This is a genomic window from Kaistia sp. MMO-174 (genome assembly GCF_037147815.1).
GTDB classification, from domain to species: Bacteria; Pseudomonadota; Alphaproteobacteria; order Rhizobiales; family Kaistiaceae; genus Kaistia; species Kaistia nematophila.
In genome coordinates this window covers 361,592-377,944 of sequence record NZ_JBBCUO010000002.1, presented here as the reverse complement: position 1 = coordinate 377,944, position 16,353 = coordinate 361,592, and the positions used below count along the sequence as shown (strand labels likewise).

At 65.4% G+C, this 16,353-nt stretch carries 14 protein-coding genes; 1 reads left to right on the top strand and 13 read right to left on the bottom strand.

The features are described from left to right. Window positions 1–6 precede the first annotated feature (6 nt). From WFK98_RS07740 to WFK98_RS07690, 11 genes are all read right to left on the bottom strand, one after another. Window positions 7–840, bottom strand: coding sequence for an ABC transporter ATP-binding protein (locus WFK98_RS07740; RefSeq protein WP_336799826.1), 834 nt, complete (start codon window positions 838–840; stop codon window positions 7–9). Then, on the bottom strand, window positions 837–1,742 hold the full coding sequence (locus tag WFK98_RS07735; RefSeq protein ID WP_336799825.1) for an ABC transporter ATP-binding protein: 906 nt from the start codon (window positions 1,740–1,742) through the stop codon (window positions 837–839). The genes WFK98_RS07740 and WFK98_RS07735 overlap by 4 nt, the downstream gene beginning before the upstream one ends. Window position 1,743: 1 nt before the next feature. Next, window positions 1,744–2,616 (bottom strand): ABC transporter permease, encoded by an 873-nt coding sequence (locus tag WFK98_RS07730; RefSeq protein WP_336799824.1) that lies wholly within the window; start codon window positions 2,614–2,616, stop codon window positions 1,744–1,746. Between the two features lie 3 nt (window positions 2,617–2,619). Continuing rightward, the gene (locus WFK98_RS07725; RefSeq protein WP_336799823.1) at window positions 2,620–3,648 is read right to left on the bottom strand and encodes an ABC transporter permease; all 1,029 of its coding nucleotides are present in this window, start codon (window positions 3,646–3,648) and stop codon (window positions 2,620–2,622) included. A gap of 93 nt (window positions 3,649–3,741) precedes the next feature. Continuing rightward, the gene (locus WFK98_RS07720) at window positions 3,742–5,340 is read right to left on the bottom strand and encodes an ABC transporter substrate-binding protein (protein ID WP_336799822.1); all 1,599 of its coding nucleotides are present in this window, start codon (window positions 5,338–5,340) and stop codon (window positions 3,742–3,744) included. Between the two features lie 4 nt (window positions 5,341–5,344). Further along, the gene (locus WFK98_RS07715) at window positions 5,345–6,013 is read right to left on the bottom strand and encodes a helix-turn-helix domain-containing protein (RefSeq protein WP_266337434.1); all 669 of its coding nucleotides are present in this window, start codon (window positions 6,011–6,013) and stop codon (window positions 5,345–5,347) included. Window positions 6,014–6,409: 396 nt separating this feature from the next. Further along, a complete protein-coding gene (gene recJ, locus WFK98_RS07710) occupies window positions 6,410–8,224 on the bottom strand; it encodes a single-stranded-DNA-specific exonuclease RecJ (RefSeq protein WP_336799821.1) in 1,815 nt (604 codons plus the stop codon). Between the two features lie 10 nt (window positions 8,225–8,234). Continuing rightward, window positions 8,235–9,236 carry a class II fructose-bisphosphatase gene (glpX, locus tag WFK98_RS07705; RefSeq protein WP_266337432.1) on the bottom strand — a complete coding sequence of 334 codons (1,002 nt, stop codon included), beginning with the start codon at window positions 9,234–9,236 and terminating at the stop codon, window positions 8,235–8,237. Window positions 9,237–9,254: 18 nt separating this feature from the next. After that, window positions 9,255–10,580 carry a homoserine dehydrogenase gene (locus tag WFK98_RS07700; RefSeq protein WP_266337431.1) on the bottom strand — a complete coding sequence of 442 codons (1,326 nt, stop codon included), beginning with the start codon at window positions 10,578–10,580 and terminating at the stop codon, window positions 9,255–9,257. A gap of 24 nt (window positions 10,581–10,604) precedes the next feature. Then, window positions 10,605–11,825, bottom strand: a complete 1,221-nt coding sequence (locus WFK98_RS07695; RefSeq protein ID WP_266337430.1) for an LL-diaminopimelate aminotransferase — start codon at window positions 11,823–11,825, stop codon at window positions 10,605–10,607. A 90-nt stretch (window positions 11,826–11,915) separates the two neighbouring features. After that, window positions 11,916–12,320: a hypothetical protein gene (locus tag WFK98_RS07690; protein ID WP_266337429.1), complete on the bottom strand. Its 405-nt coding sequence runs from the start codon at window positions 12,318–12,320 to the stop codon at window positions 11,916–11,918. Between the two features lie 127 nt (window positions 12,321–12,447). Between WFK98_RS07690 and WFK98_RS07685 the strand changes: the two genes are divergently transcribed. After that, window positions 12,448–14,280: a PHA/PHB synthase family protein gene (locus tag WFK98_RS07685; protein WP_336800314.1), complete on the top strand. Its 1,833-nt coding sequence runs from the start codon at window positions 12,448–12,450 to the stop codon at window positions 14,278–14,280. A gap of 196 nt (window positions 14,281–14,476) precedes the next feature. Here WFK98_RS07685 and WFK98_RS07680 read toward each other — a convergent pair whose 3' ends face one another. After that, the gene (locus WFK98_RS07680; protein ID WP_336799820.1) at window positions 14,477–15,763 is read right to left on the bottom strand and encodes an O-acetylhomoserine aminocarboxypropyltransferase; all 1,287 of its coding nucleotides are present in this window, start codon (window positions 15,761–15,763) and stop codon (window positions 14,477–14,479) included. Window positions 15,764–15,924: 161 nt separating this feature from the next. Next, a complete protein-coding gene (locus WFK98_RS07675; protein WP_266337426.1) occupies window positions 15,925–16,353 on the bottom strand; it encodes a CoA-binding protein in 429 nt (142 codons plus the stop codon).

The following is a 16,353-nucleotide window of genomic DNA, read 5'->3' as shown; positions in this document are numbered from 1 at the left end:
TCCTTCCTATTCGGCCTCGGCCGGGATTGGCGTCCCGGCTCGTATGGCGGCGCGCAGCGCGGCCTCAGCCTCCGTCACGACGGGAATGGCTCCGATCAGCTCGCGCGTATAGGCGCTCTTCGGATCGGAGAAGATGGTCTCGACCGGACCGGTCTCGACGAGGCGTCCCTTCTGGAACACACTCACCCGGTCGGCGATGGCGCGCACGACGGCGAGGTCGTGCGTGATGAAGAGATAGGTCAGGCCGCGCTCCCGGCGGAGCCGCTGCAGCAGGTCGAGCACCCTCGCCTGCACCAGCACGTCGAGGGCCGAGGTCGGCTCGTCGAGCACCAGGAGCTCCGGCTCGCAGGCGAGCGCGCGGGCGATGGCGATGCGCTGGCGCTGGCCGCCGGATAGACCGCGCGGCGAACGCCTCGCGTGCTCGGCCTCGAGCCCCACCTCCCTGAGCAGCGAGGCGACGCGGTCATTGCGCTCGGAGCTCCTGCCGAGGTCATGCACGTCGAGCGGCAGGCGGATCGAGGCGCCGACGCTGCGGCGCGGATTGAGCGCCGAGAGCGGGTTCTGCTGGACCAGCTGGATCGCCCGCTTCTGCTCGCGCGTCCGGCTGCCGGCCAGCGCCGCGCCATTGAAGCGGATCCTGCCGGAAGTGGCGCCGATCAGGCCGAGCACCAGATTGGCGAGCGTGGTCTTGCCCGAGCCGCTCTCGCCGACGATGGCGTGGCACTCGCCGCGCGCGAACGACAGCGAGACGTCGTCGAGCGCCGTGACTTTGTGACCATCGGCGGAGAAGACCTTGCCGAGGCGGTCGAGTTCGAGGACCGGGGCGTTGGCGGTGGTCATGCAAAGGCCTCCGTCGGCTCGCCGCAGCCTTCATGCGTGATCAGCGGGCTCTCGAATTCGGGGCTGCGCTCCGGCAGGTCGGGCAGGCCGCCGCCCGAGATCTTCGGGATCGCGGCGAGCAGCGCCCGCGTATAGGGATGGCGCGGATCGTGGAACAGCTGCGCCGTCGTGCCGTGCTCGACGATGCGACCACGATAGATGACATAGACGCGATCGGCGAATTCACGCACGACGCCGAGATTGTGCGAGATCAGCAAGACGGACGTGCCGGTCTTTTCTGTCAGCTGGTGCATGAGGTTCAGCGTCTGCGCCTGCACGGTGACGTCGAGGGCGGTTCCCGGCTCGTCGGCGATCAGCAGTTGCGGCCGGTTGGCGAGCGCCATCGCGATCATCACGCGCTGGTTCATGCCGCCGGAGAGCTGGAAGGCGTAGCTGTCGAGCGCGCGCTTCGGATCCGGGATCGAAACCTCGGCCAGCGCTGCCTCGGCGCGCCGGTCAGCCTCGACCTTCGAGATCGAGCGATCGCCCGAACGCAGCACATCGCGGAACTGGCCACGGATCTTGAAGGTCGGATTGAGCGCAGAGGTCGGATCCTGGAAGATCATGGCGACGCGGTTTCCCCGCTTCGCCGCAATCGCCGGCCCGCCCCTGGCCGCGTCGATGCCGTCGAACCAGATCGAGCCGGACACATGCGCCCGCTTCGAATCCTGCAGGAGCCCCATCGCGAGGCGCGCCGTCACCGACTTGCCGGATCCGCTCTCGCCGACAAGCGCCACCTTTTCGCCCGGCTGGATATGCATCGAGATGCCGTGCAGCACATGCGTCGCGTGCCGGTGGTCGCCAAAGGCAAGGCGCAGGTCGCGGATGGTCAGGACCGGCTTCTGGATCGTGCTGTCGGCCATCTCAGCTCTCCGCCTCGAACGCTTCGCGCAGGCCGTCGCCGACGAGATTGAAGCCGAGCACGACCAGGAGGATCGCGATCGCCGGGAACACCGTCAGCCACCAGGCATCCGGCATGTACTTTGCGCCGTCGGCGACCATCGAACCGAGGTCCGGCGTCGGCGGCTGGACGCCAAGGCCGAGGAAGGACAGCGACGACGCCATCAGGATGACGAAGCCGACGTCGAGGGTCATCTTGGTCAGGATCGACGGCCAGCAGTTCGGCAGGATCTCGCGGAACAGGATATGCGCCGTCGAGGCGCCGACCGTCTCGGCGGCCAGGACATAGCCCTCCTGCGCCTCGGCACGGGTGACGTTGTAGATCAGGCGTGCATACCACGGCCACCACATGGCGGTGATGGCGAGCATGCCGTTCAAAAGTGTCGGCTGCAGGAATCCCATGATAGCCATCGCCAGCACGAGCGGCGGCACGGCCAGGAAGACGTCGGTGATCCGCATCAGGATGTAGTCGGTCCAGCCGCCCCTGTAGCCGGCGACGAGGCCGACGATCACGCCGATCGGCGTGGCGATCGCCAGCACGACGATCGCCATGATCAGCGACAGCCGGTAGCCGAAGATGATGCGGGTGAAGAGGTCGCGGCCGATCATGTCGGTGCCGAACCAGTAGTCGCCGCTTGGCGCCGCGGTCATGGCGGCGAAATCACCGGTCGGGCCGACATGGCCGGGATAGGGCGTGACGAAGGGCGCGAAGATCGCCAGCAGGACAATCGCCACGACGATGAAGAGACCGATGACCGAAAGGGGATCGGCTGCATAAGCCGTCCAGGCCTTGGAACGGGTGCGCGAGGCGATAACGGGGGAATCAGGCTCCGACATGGTTCATGCCCTCCCCGATGCAAGGCGGATGCGCGGGTTGATGACGTTCACCAGGATGTCGACGATGATGTTCACGATCAGGAAGGCGGCCGCGATGATCAGCACCGTCCCGACGATCGCGTCGAGGTCCTTGCGCAGGATCACTTCGACGCCGTAGCGCGACAGACCGGGCCAGCCGAACACCTTTTCCACCAGGAAGGCGTTGCCCAGCATCGCCGCGAATTCGAGGCCGAGGATGGTCAGCGTCGGGATCAGCGCAGGCCGGAAGGCATAGCGCGTGGCGATCCGCCTGGCGGGAAATCCGTAGGCGCGCGCCATCTCGACATAGGGCCGCTCATAGACCTCGTTCATGTTGGAACGGGTGAGCCGCGCGGTCTGGCCGAGGCCGGACATCGCTAGCGCCAGCGCCGGCAGGATCAGGTGATGCAGCGCGTCGAGAAAGCCCGCGCCGTTGCCGGTCATGGCCATGTCGATGAGATAGAAGCCCGTCGGGCCCGGCGGGATTGGCGTGCCTTCGAGAAGCCGCCCCTCGATCGGGAACCAGCCCCAGAAATAGCCGAACACCAGCTGCAGGATCACGCCCCAGACGAAGGCTGGCGTGCAGACGCCGAGCAGCGAGATCAGCCTTCCGACATGATCCGGAAAGCGGCCACGAAAATGCGCCGACAGGATGCCGATCGGCAGGCCGATCAGCACCATGAGGATTCCGGACACGAAGACCAGTTCCAGCGTCGCCGGCAGGAATTGCGCGATGTCCGTGGTGACCGGCCGGTTGGTATAGAGCGACTTGCCGAGATCGCCATGGGCGACCGACTTGACGAATTCCCAGTACTGCACCGGCAGCGAGGCATCGAGATGGCGTTCGGCCCGGAGCGCCGCGACCTGCTCGGCCGTCGCATTCGGGCCGAGCGCAATGCGCGCCGGATCGCCGGGCATGACGCGGGCGATGGCGAAGATCAGCATGGAGATGCCGATCATGACGATCAGCGCGGCACCGAGACGATGCAGAAGGGATCTGAAGATATTGGACATTTCCTACCGCTCGCCCCGCGCTGTCGCGCCTTGGCCAGAAACGCGGTCGCGGGCACCAAAGTGCCCACGACCGGGGTCGGATCGAGGATGGCTTTACTCGGCCATCTCCACGTTGCGGAACGTGAATCCGAAGGCAGAAAGCGCATAGCGATCCGCATCGTTCGACATCGCCGGCACATTCACCGCCTTGCGGGCCGGGAAGACCGCGACCTGGTCATAGGCGTAGATCGTCGGCGCGAGGTCGCGCAGGCGCTGGCTCAGATCCTCGTAGATCTTCTGGCGCTTGGCCGGATCGACCTCGGCGCGGCCGGCCGCCAGCAGCTTGTCCACCTCGGCGTCCTGCAGATACTCCGGCGACTGCCAGGTGCCCTTCGCCGACGAATGGTAGGTGTTGTAGAGCAGGGAATCCGGGTCGGGCGTCGTGGCGCTGTTGAAGATCTGCGAGATGTTCGGCGTCGTCTCCGGCTTGGTCACCATCTCGGTGAACAGCGCCCAGGGAACGCGCTTCACTTCCGGCTTGAAGCCGAGCTTGGCGAAATTGGCCTGCATCAGCAGCGCGAAGCGCTCCTCGAGCGGCACTTCGGCGATCCAGGAGATCTCGAGCGGCGTCTCTTCCGGCTTGTACTTGCACTGCGCCAGTTCGGCCTTGGCCTTGTCGAGATCCTGCGCGTAGTTCGGCACGTCGCTCGACGAGCCGAGCATGCCGTGCGGGATCGGCCCGTTGGCCGGCTTGCCGAGCGAGACCTTGTCGGTGACGGCGACCATCTTGGCGGCGGTCGCGTAGTCGAACGCGTAGGTCAGCGCCAGGCGGCAATGCACGTCGTCGAGCGGCGGCTTCGCCGTGTTCAGCTTGATGTAGAAGACGTTGGTGCCGACCTCGGTCAGAAGCTGCATCTTGTCGTCGGCGGCGAGCGCCTTGGCGACTTCCGGCGGCAGCCACTGCGAGCCGATGTCGTGCTCGCCCTTCGAGAGCAGCGCGCGCACCGTCGAGGCCTCGAGGCCATAGCGGAAGCGGACCTTGTCCGGGGACTTCGGCGTGGCGCCGAGGAAGTAGTCCTTGAACTTGACCAGGTCGGTCTCTTCCTGCGGGTTCTGCTTCACCACCGCATAGGCGCCCGAGCCGGCGTCGTTGGCGGAGAGCCATGCCTCGGAATAATCGCCGAACGCACCATACTTTCCATCCGCCTGATGCTGCCGGGCGAGCTTGGAATCAACGACCGGCAGGCGGACGAGCGCCGACAGGAAGGGCGCGTAGGGCCCCTTCAACGTGAACTTCACCGTCTTGCCGTCGACGGCCTCTACCTTCTCGACGCTATCGACGAAGAGGTGCGAGAAGCCCTGGCCGAGCGCGATCATGCGATCGAACGAATAGACCACGTCTTCCGCCGTCAGCGGATTGCCGGAGTGGAACTTGACGTCATCGCGCAGCGTGAAGGTGTAGGCGTTGCCGTCGACCGTCCAGCTCGACGCGAGCAGCGGCTGCGTGCCGGGCTTGCCGGCGGTCGGCGCCACCAGCGTGTCGTAGACGTTGAACATCAGGATCGAGTCGGCGTAGTCGGTCGCCTTGGCCGGATCGAGCTCGCCGATCGGCGCCTCGTCGAGACGCAGCACCGTCTCCGCGTGAGCCGCCGCCGTCATGAGGGCGGGGACGGAAAGAGCCGCCAAAAGCAGCGATGCACGCAACTTCTTCATCATATTACCTCGTTTCACCCTCGGATACGCCGGGCACCGCAGTCTTTTCCTGGCTCTTGTCCTGGTTCTTGCGGAACTCCGCACCGCTGCCGTGCGAGGGGCCGCGATGGCGGGGAGAATCCGAGAAGAGCTGCTGTGTCCCGACAGAAAGAACCTCGGCGACATGGTCCGTTGCGTTCTGGACGCGGTGCGGACGATGGGCCGAGAAATGCAGGGTGTCCCCCGCATGCAATTCGTAGATGACCTCGTCGATGACGTAGCGGATGGTTCCCGCCAGCACGTAGACGATCTCCTCGCCTTCGTGCGACGTCGTCTCCGACAGATAGCGCGGCGGCACGTTCATCTTGACGGCGTTGAGCATCTGGCCGGGGAACGTCGTCGAAAGCCGCTCATAGGAAATCCAGGCCGGATTGATGCCGTAGGTCACCCTGCCATCACGCCGCGACACCGCATTGGGGATATCCGGCTGGTGCAGAAAAGAACTGACGGGAAGATCCAGGGCCTTGGCGATCGTCACCAGGGACGACAGCGACGGGGTTGTGATATCGCGCTCGACCTGGCTCAAGAAGCCGATCGAGAGACCGGTCGCCTCCGCGACCCGCTGCAATGTCAGCCGGCGCTGCTTGCGCGCATCTCTGATCTTCAATCCTACCTTCAAGGGCTCGCTGCTCATGCCGGCCTCCCCGCCATTCCGGGTTGAATTATTTCACCATAGCTAAAATCTTAAAACAAGTTCCTTCGCCCGCGCAGTTCTACGACCTTGTTCTGCCACTCTTTTTTGCTCATGCGCATTCCGGGTCGGTGGCCTGGTAAGGACTTCAGGGCGAATTCCAGGTCTGCGGGACGTCATGTAGGTCCGTCCGGGCGCCTTCCGCTCCGGCACGACCGCCTTCCATCGATACACTCGCATGACGAGCGATCATTCGGCGATTCAATTCCTACGGAATTAGTTCAACAGTCTCAGGAAAAAATTGCAACCGCGCTCGGCACACCGGAAGGCTGCTGATACCGGACAAGAAGGGAGCTAACGCGGCGTCGGCGGAAGGCAACGCCCCGCGAATCTCTAGTGCTAGCGCAGCGGTTGCGGCTGCGCGACGTCAAGAATCCGCAAGCTCGACTGCCGCCTGCCCTGCCAATGATCGATCGACAGGGAGCCGGCGACATGCAGCGGGCGACCGCGCGACCCCAGCAGCATCCGGCCGAGGTCGCTGTCGGCGGCGCGGAAGGCGATCGCCTTGATGTTCTGGTCGCCGCCGGAAAGCGTCACCCGGACATGGCCGTTGCCGACGGTGTCAGCGTAGCCGACGACATGCGCCGGAAGCGCGAAGACTGGCTCGGCATGACCGGCGCCGAAGGGCCCGGCCTTCTCCACCATGTCGATGAAGTCGGGGGTCGCGGCACGGGCGGTGAGCGCTCCGTCTATCAGCAACTGGTCGGCCTGTCGGGCCCGGCGAGAAGCCTCGGCGGCGCCGGCTTCCAGGAACGCCCGGAATTCACCGAAGCGCGCGGGATCAATGGTGAGGCCTGCGGCCATGGCGTGACCGCCGCCCTTGACCAGAATGCCGTTCTCGACAGCGCCGCGCACGAGCGCGCCGAGATCGACGCCGGAAACCGAACGGCCGGAACCAGTGCCCATGCCATTGGGCATCAGCGCGACCGCGAAGGCCGGACGGCGGAAGCGCTCCTTCAGGCGGGCGGCAATCAGGCCAACGATGCCGGGATGCCAGCGCTCGCTCGCGGTGACGATGACGGCGGGCCCCTCGCCCGCGCCGATCTCGGCGTCCGCCTCCGCGACGGCTTCCTCCAGCATCGCCGTCTCGATGGCCTGGCGCTGCTTGTTGAGATCGTCGAGCTCGACGGCGATCCGCTCTGCTTCCGCCGGATCGTCGAGCGACAGCAGTCGTGCGCCCAGCGCGGCGTCGCCGATGCGGCCGCCCGCATTGATCCTCGGCCCCAGCAGGAAGCCCAGATGATAGGGCGCGACCGGCACGTCGATGCGGGCACATTGCGACAGTGCCGCGAGACCCGGATTGGCCCGGCGCCGAACCGCCAGCAGGCCCTTGGTGACGAACGCCCGGTTCAGCCCGATGAGAGGCACCACGTCGCAGACCGTGCCGAGCGCGACCAGGTCGAGCCACTGCAGCAAGTCCGGCTCCGGCCGGCTCTCGCCATACCAGCCTCGCCTGCGCAGTTCCCGATTGACGGCGACGATGGCGAGGAAGGTGACTCCGACGGCGGCGAGATGGCCGAGGCCAGACAGGTCGTCCTGCCGGTTCGGATTGACCACGGCGAGCGCCGGCGGCAGTTCCGCGCCCATCTGGTGATGGTCGAGCACAACGACGAGGCGACCGAGATCGCGGGCGACGCCGAGCGCCTCGTGACTGGTCGAGCCGCAATCGACAGTAACGATGAGGCCGGCGCCTTCCTCCACCAGAGTGCGGATCGCGTCGGGGTTGGGGCCGTAGCCCTCGAAAATGCGGTCGGGAATGTAGATCCGCGTCTCGACGCCCTGATGGCGCAGAAAGCGGGCGAGCAACGCCGAAGACGTCGCCCCGTCGACGTCGTAGTCACCGAAGATCGCGACATGCTCGCCGGCCTCCACGGCGTCGGCGATGCGAGCCGCTGCCGCATCCATGTCGGCGAGCACCGAAGGATCCGGCATGAGGCGGCGCAGGCTCGGATCGAGGAAATGCGCCGCGTCGTCGATGGCGACGCCCCGGCCGGCCAGCACGCGCGCAACCAACTCGGGGATCTCATGGCGCTGCGCCATGGCGGTCGCGGCCAAGCTGGAGGTCGCGTCGACCCGCTCGGTCCAGCGGCGCCCCGTCACGGATCCCTCAACGCCGAGAAAGGCGCGCCGTGCGTCGCTGGATGTCATGGACATGGGAGCCGGATCAGCCCTCGTTGTCGAACTTCTCGAGATCGCGGTGCGTCGCCTTGATCCAGCGAACCGTGCCGGAAGAAGAACGCATCACGACCGTGTCGGTGGTGATCTCGCCATTGCGGGCGAAGCGGACGCCGGAAAGCAGGTTGCCGTCGGTCACGCCGGTCGCGGCGAACAGCACGTCGCCCTTGGCCATCTCGTCATGGGTGAACTTCTTGTCGAAGTCCTTGACGCCCATCTTGGCGGCACGCTCGCGCTGCGCGTCCGACTGGGTGACGAGGCGGCCCTGCATCTGGCCGCCGATGCAACGGAGCGCCGCCGCAGCCAGCACGCCCTCGGGCGCGCCGCCGATGCCGAGATAGATGTCGATGCCGGTCTCGTCCGGATTGGTCGTGTGAATGACGCCGGCGACGTCGCCGTCGCCGATCAGGCGGAGCGCGGCGCCGGTGGCGCGCACGTCCTCGATCAGCTTGGCATGACGGGGGCGGTCGAGGATGCAGGCGGTGATCTCGTTGACCGGAACGCCCTTGGCGGCCGCCAGGGCCTGGATGTTCTCCAGCGGCGACGCGTCGAGATCGACGACGCCCTTGGCATAGCCGGGGCCGATGGCGATCTTCTGCATGTAGACGTCGGGCGCGTAGAGCAGGCTGCCGCCTTCGGCGATGGCGATCACGGCCAGCGAATTGGGCTGGTTCTTGGCGCAGATCGTCGTGCCTTCGAGTGGATCAAGCGCGATGTCGACCTTCGGGCCGGAACCCTTGCCGACCTTCTCGCCGATATAGAGCATCGGCGCTTCGTCGCGTTCGCCCTCGCCGATGACGACGGTGCCCTCGATTGGCAAGCGGTTGAGCTCGCGGCGCATGGCGTCGACGGCGGCCTGGTCGGCAGCCATCTCGTCGCCGCGCCCGCGCCAGCGCGCCGCCGCAACGGCCGCGCGCTCCGTCACGCGCACGAGCTCAAGCGTCAGGATCCGGTCCAGACCCGCTGCCTTCGCGTTCCCCGTCATCGCCATGGTGTTGCTGCTCCGCTGTCAGGCCAGTTGTTCGATGCGTATCATCTGCGGCTTCTCCGCAATATGACCGTCCGCCGTAATCCGATCGAGCGCTTCCTTGACCTGCGACTCGGTCGTCTCGTAGGTGATGAGCATAACCGGTTGTGGCGCCTGCGGCTGCGGATGTTCCGGAGCATCGGCCTTGGGGGCCCGGCGCCGCTGCACGATCGATTCCAGCGAGATGTTGTTCTCCGCCATGCGCTTGGCGATGGAGGCGAAGGCACCCGGCCGGTCATAGACCGCAAGGCGGATATAATAGCCGCCGGCATGCGAACGCATGACGGCCTGCTGATAGGGCTTCAGCGTGTGGGCGGGCCGGCCGAACGTGCCGACCACGTCGCCGCGGGCGAGATCCGCGATGTCGCTCATCACGGCCGAGGCGGTCGCATCACCACCGGCGCCCGGGCCCGACAGAACCAGCCGGCCAACGAAATCGGCCTCGACCGCCACAGCGTTGGTGACGCCATCGACGCGGGCGATCGGCGAGGACTTCGGCACCATGGTCGGATGGACGCGCTGCTCGATTCCGCTCTCCGTGCGGGTGGCGACGCCAAGCAGCTTGATCCGGTAGCCGAGCTCGTCGGCCGCCTCGATGTCCGCCGTCGAGATCGAGCGGATGCCCTCGACATAGATGGCGTCGGCATTGATCTCGGTGCCAAAGGCGATCGCCGTCAGCAGCGCCAGCTTGTGGGCCGTATCGAAACCGTCGACGTCGAAGGTCGGATCGGCCTCGGCATAGCCGAGCCGCTGCGCCTCGGCGAGACAGACGTCGAACGCGATGCCTTCCCGCTCCATGCGCGTGAGGATGTAATTGCAGGTGCCGTTGAGGATGCCATAGACGCGGCCGACCCGATTGCCGGCAAGCGACTCGCGCAGCGTCTTGATGATCGGGATGCCGCCGGCGGCGGCCGCCTCGAAATTCAGCGAGACGCTGTTCTGCTCGGCGCGGCGAGCCAGCTCCGTCCCGTGCTTGGCGAGAAGGGCCTTGTTGGCGGTGACGACATGCTTGCCGGCGTCGAGCGCGGCGCGCACGGAATCAGCAGCCGAGCCGTCGGCGCCGCCCATGAGTTCGACGAAGACGTCGATGTCGGGAGACTGGGCCAGCGAGATGGGGTCGTCGTACCAGGCGACGGCAGACAGATCGACGCCGCGATCGCGGAAGCGATCGCGGGCCGTGACGGCGGTAACGACGACCGGGCGGCCGCAACGCAGCGCCAGTTCATCGGCATGGCGCTGCGTCAGTTGCAGCAGGGACGCGCCGACGGTGCCGAGGCCGGCGACACCCAGCCGAAGTGCTTGATTCATATAAACGCCCCAGGGGGGCCCGGCTTATCGCCGGGCGCTGCTGATCGGGACGACGTTGTGCAACGTTTTGTCCGCCGTTTCAAGGAAGCGACGGACATTGCGCGCGGCCTGCCGAATACGCTGCTCGTTTTCGACGAGGGCGATGCGCACATAGTCGTCGCCATGCTCGCCGAAGCCGACGCCCGGAGCCACGGCAACGTCGGCCTTCTCGATCAGGAGCTTCGAGAATTCGAGGCTGCCCATCGACTTGAACGCGTCCGGGATCGGAACCCAGGCGAACATGCTGGCGCGCGGCGCCGGGATCTGCCAGCCGGCACGGCCGAAGCTGTCGACCAGAACGTCGCGGCGGTGCTTGTAGATCTGGCGCATCTCCTCGATGCAGTCCTGCGGGCCGTTCAGCGCGGTGGTGGCCGCGACCTGGATCGGCGTATAGGCGCCATAGTCCAGGTAGGATTTCACGCGCGACAGCGCGGCTATCAGGCGCTCATTGCCGACCGCGAATCCCATGCGCCAGCCGGCCATCGAATAGGTTTTCGACATCGAGGTGAACTCGACCGCGACGTCCATCGCGCCCGGAACCTGCAGGATCGAGGGCGGCGGGAAATCGTCGAAGTAGATTTCGGCATAGGCGAGATCCGACAGCACGAAGAGGTCGTGCTTGCGGGCGAAAGCGACGACGTCGCGATAGAAGTCAAGGTCCGCAACATGCGCCGTCGGATTGGACGGGTAGCAGAGGACGACTGCGAGCGGCTTCGGGATGGAGTGCATGACGGCACGTTCCATCGCATGGAAGAACTCGGGACCCGGCTCGACCGGCACCGAGCGGATCACGCCGCCTGCCATCAGGAAGCCGAAGGCATGAATCGGGTAGCTCGGATTGGGGACCAGAATCACGTCGCCCGGCGCCGTGATCGCCTGCGCCATGTTGGCGAAGCCTTCCTTCGAGCCGATCGTGGCGACGATCTGCGTGTTGGGATCGAGCTTCACGCCGAAACGGCGCTCGTAATAGGCAGCCTGGGCCTTGCGCAGACCGTTGATGCCGCGCGACGCCGAATAGCCGTGGACGTCCGGCCGGCCCGCCGTCTCGGCGAGCTTCTGGACGATATGCTGCGGCGTCGGAAGGTCGGGATTGCCCATGCCCAGATCGATGATATCGGCGCCTGCGGCTCGAGCGCTCGCCTTAAGCCGGTTGACCTGCTCAAAGACGTACTGCGGCAGACGCCGCACGCTGTGGAACTCGCTCATCGCTCCGAATCCATCTCTCTTGGATAGTTATGATGCGCCTCACCTGGCGCAGGGCGGTTCTACACCGAACCGCGAACTATGAAAGCACCCTTATTGAGGGCATTTCGTGGCGTCTGCTCCCGGCTCGCCACATCGCTCCTGAATTTCCGACAAGGTTTTCTTGGCATGGGTCGCCGCGGTCTTCTCCAGCGCGGCGTTGGAGGCCGCGCTCTGCTTCAGCGCCGCCTGCGCCGCCTGCGGGTTGTTGCGGGCGCTTTGGGCCTTCAGGCTCGCTGTCGCCTGCTTGAGTTCGTCCGGCGTCATCAGCTTGCCGGGCGGCTGCTGGCCGGCGACGTTGATGTTCGGGAACGCCCCCTGGCGGGTCAACTCCGGATCGGGCGTGTTGTCGAGGGTCCTCGATAGCTGCGGCGAGCACGCCGCCAGCGAAACCGACAGCGCCAGCATGAAAGAGAGCGACGCGGAACGAGACCGCTTGATTCCGATCGGATTCATCATGAACTCATTGTGGTAAGCGGGCCGATAGCATGCGCATCATATCCCTGTGAGGGCGAAGCTATTAGACTCCGCGCGTCGGGGAAAGCAGCGCAGCCTTCCCGATGGTAGAATGGCATTCGGGGACATGATGGCCAAAGACAAGACCGGAAGCGACCGCACGACCTCCGACGGAGCCCCGATCAGCCTGATCATCAAAGATCCCGAGAAATTCGCCCAGAACATCGCGAAGATGATCGAGGGCATGACCAAGGCCGCCAACGCCTTCCTGAAACCCCGGGAAGACGGCCGACTCTCGGCTGACCTGACCGACGAGATCGCCGAGATCGTCCGCACGCTTGCCAAGGTGATCGAGTACTGGACCGCCGAACCTGGTCGAAGCATACAAGCGCAATCAAAGCTCTACGGCCAATATTTCATGCTGTGGACGAGCACGATGCAGCGCATGAGCGGCGTGCAGATGCCGCCTGTCGCCGTGCCAGACCCGCGCGACCGTCGCTTCAAGGACCCGCAGTGGACGGAGAACCAGTTCTTCGATTTCGTGAAGCAGTTCTACCTGATCACGACGCGCTGGGCGGAGGAGATGGTCGAGCGCGCCGACGACCTCGATCCGCATATACGGCTCAAGGCCGGATTCTATGTCCGCCAGATAGCCAATGCGGTTTCGCCGTCGAATTTCCTGTTCACCAATCCCGAGATCCTGCGCGATACGCTTGATTCGAGCGCCGACAATCTCGTGCGCGGCATGGATATGCTGGCCGAGGACATCGCGGCGGGAAATGGCGAGCTGATCATCCGCCAGTCCGACAACTCGCACTTCGCCATCGGCAAGAACCTGGCGCTGTCACCCGGCAAGGTCATCCTGCAGAACGATGTCTGCCAACTGATCCAGTACAAGCCGAGCACCAAGGACGTGCTGAAGCGGCCGCTTTTGATCGTGCCCCCCTGGATCAACAAGTTCTACATCCTCGACCTCAACCCGGAAAAATCCTTCGTCCGCTGGGCGGTGGAGCAGGGCCATACGGTCTTCGTGATCTCCTGGATCAATCCGGACGAAAGGCAGTCCGAAAAGAGCTTCGAGAACTACATGCGCGAGGGCATCCTCGCCTCGCTCGACACGGTGCAGAAGATCACCGGGGAGACGGAGATCAATGCCATCGGCTATTGCGTCGGCGGCACCCTGCTCTCCTATACGCTCGCCTACATGGCGGGCGTCGGCGACACGCGGATCGCCTCGGCGACCCTGTTCGCCACCCAGGTCGACTTCACCCATGCCGGCGACCTGAAGGTCTTCATCGACGAGGAGCAGATCGAGGCCGTCGAGAAGAAGATGAGCGTGCGCGGCTATCTGGAGGGGAAGAACATGACCGCCTCCTTCAACATGCTGCGTTCCAACGACCTGATCTGGTCCTATGTCGTGAACAACTATTTCCGCGGCAAGGAACCGATCCCGTTCGACCTGCTCTACTGGAACTCCGACGCCACGCGCATGCCGGCAGCGAACCACTCCTTCTATCTGCGCAACTGCTATCTCGACAACAAGCTGGCCGAGGGCGAACTCGTGGTCGACGGCAAGCCGCTGTCGCTCGGCGACGTGACGATACCGATCTATAACCTCGCCACCCGCGACGACCACATCGCGCCGCCACGCTCCGTCTTCTACGGCTCATCCTTCTTCGGCGGTCCAGTCACTTTCGTGCTGGCCGGATCCGGCCATATCGCCGGCGTGATCAACCCACCCTCGCGCGGCAAATACCAGTACTGGACCGGTCGCGCGCCGCATGGCGACGCCCTGGAGGACTGGCTCGGCCACGCCAAGGAGCAGCCGGGTTCATGGTGGCCGCACTGGCAGGCCTGGATCGAGGCGCAGGACAATACGCGCGTCAAGGCACGCACGCCCGGCGGCCGCAAGGTCAAGGCTATCGAGGACGCGCCGGGAAGCTATGTGAAGGTGATGGCGTAGGGCGAGGGTAGAGCAAGCCCCTCACCCTGCCCTCTCCCGCAAGCGGGCGAGGGTTTTAAGCCTGCGTGCCATCCGGCCAGCGAGCCATTTTCGAGGACATTTTGGGAAACACCCCAAGCCCGACGGGGTGGGCAGAACTCCCTCTCCCGCTTGCGGGAGAGGGTTGGGGTGAGGGTCTTCTGGACCTCGAGCCGGATCAGGTGGCGGCAAGCGCCTGGTCGAGATCCGCGATGATGTCTTCCTTGTCCTCGATGCCGATCGACAGGCGGACAACGTCCGGGCCGGCGCCGGCCAGCACCTTCTGCGAGTCACTCAGCTGGCGGTGCGTGGTGGAGGCCGGATGGATGATGAGCGAGCGCGTATCGCCGATATTCGCGAGATGCGAGAAGAGCTTGACGGTCGAGACGACCTTCACGCCGGCGTCGTAGCCGCCCTTCAGACCGAAGGTAAGAACCGCGCCTGCGCCCTTCGGCACGTAGCGGCGGGCGAGATTGTGGTAGCGGTCGCCCGGCAGGCCGGCATAGCTCACCCAGGCCACGGCCGGGTGGTCGATCAGGTGTTCGGCGACGGCGCGGGCATTGTCGGAATGCCTCTGCATGCGCAGCGGCAGCGTTTCGATGCCGGTCAGGATCAGGAACGAATTCTGCGGCGAGATGGCCGGGCCGAGGTCGCGCAGGCCGAGCACGCGGCAGGCGATCGCGAAAGCGAAATTGCCGAAGGTCTCGGCAAGCACGATGCCGTTATATTCGGCCAGCGGCTGCGACAGCTTCGGGTAGCGCGCCTCGCGCGTCCAGTTGAACCGACCGCCGTCGACGATGACGCCACCCATCGAATTGCCATGGCCGCCGAGGAATTTCGTCAGCGAATGCACGACGATGTCGGCGCCGTGCTCGAACGGCTTGCAGAGATACGGCGTCGCCAGCGTGTTGTCGACGATCAGCGGCACGCCGGCGCGCTTGGCGACCGCGGCGATCGCGGCGATGTCGACGACGATGCCGCCGGGATTGGCGATCGACTCGATGAAGATCACCTTGGTCTTCGGGGTAATCGCCCGCTCGAACGAGGCGATGTCGTCGGGATCGGCCCAGACGACATTCCAGCCGAAGCTCTTGAACGAGTGATTGAACTGGTTGATCGAGCCGCCATAGAGCTTGGTCGAGGCGATGAACTCGTCGCCCGGCTGCAGCAGCGTGTGGAACACGAGAAGCTGCGCGGCATGGCCGGAGGCGACGGCGAGCGCGGCGGTGCCGCCTTCCAGCGCCGCGACGCGCTCCTCGAGCACGGCGGTCGTCGGATTGGTGATGCGCGTATAGATGTTGCCGAAGGCCTGCAGGCCGAACAGCGACGCCGCATGGTCGACATTCTCGAAGACGAACGAGCTCGTCTGGTAGATCGGCGTTATGCGCGCGCCCGTGGTCGGGTCGGGCTGGGCGCCGGCATGGACTGCCAGCGTCGCGAAACCGGGAAGCCTGTCTTCAGACATTCTTGTCTCCTCCACTCTCTTGATTTTGATGGTTCCGCCGGAACGGTCCTCAACTCCACCGATAACCCGGCAGAGTTGCAAATCGCAGCCATGCATTTCGCCGGGAAGCCGCGCCCGGCGAAAATTCATCCTCCCATCGCGGCCCCGGCCGCAAAAATCCTTCAGCCGATCAGACGCGGTCGCTCGATCGCCGGGCAACGGTTCATGACGACCCGGACGCCCCTCGCCTCCAGTCGGGCCGCCTGCGCATCATTGCGGATGCCGAGTTGCAGCCACATGACCTTAGGCAGCACCGGAAGCGCCAGGATCTCGTCGACGACGCCGCCGATCGCCTCCGAATTGCGAAAGACATCGACCATGTCGATCGCAACCGGCACGTCGGCCAGGCGCGGATAGACCATGCGGCCGAACAGTTCCCGCCCGGCGATGCCGGGATTGATCGGATAGGTCTCGTAGCCCTCGCGCGTCAGGTAGCCCAGCACGCCATGGCTGGCACGGGCCGGGTTCGGACTGGCGCCGATCAGGGCGATCGTCTTCGTCGCGGTCAGGATGTCGCGAAGATAGGCGTCGTCGTAGTGATCATGGTCCAT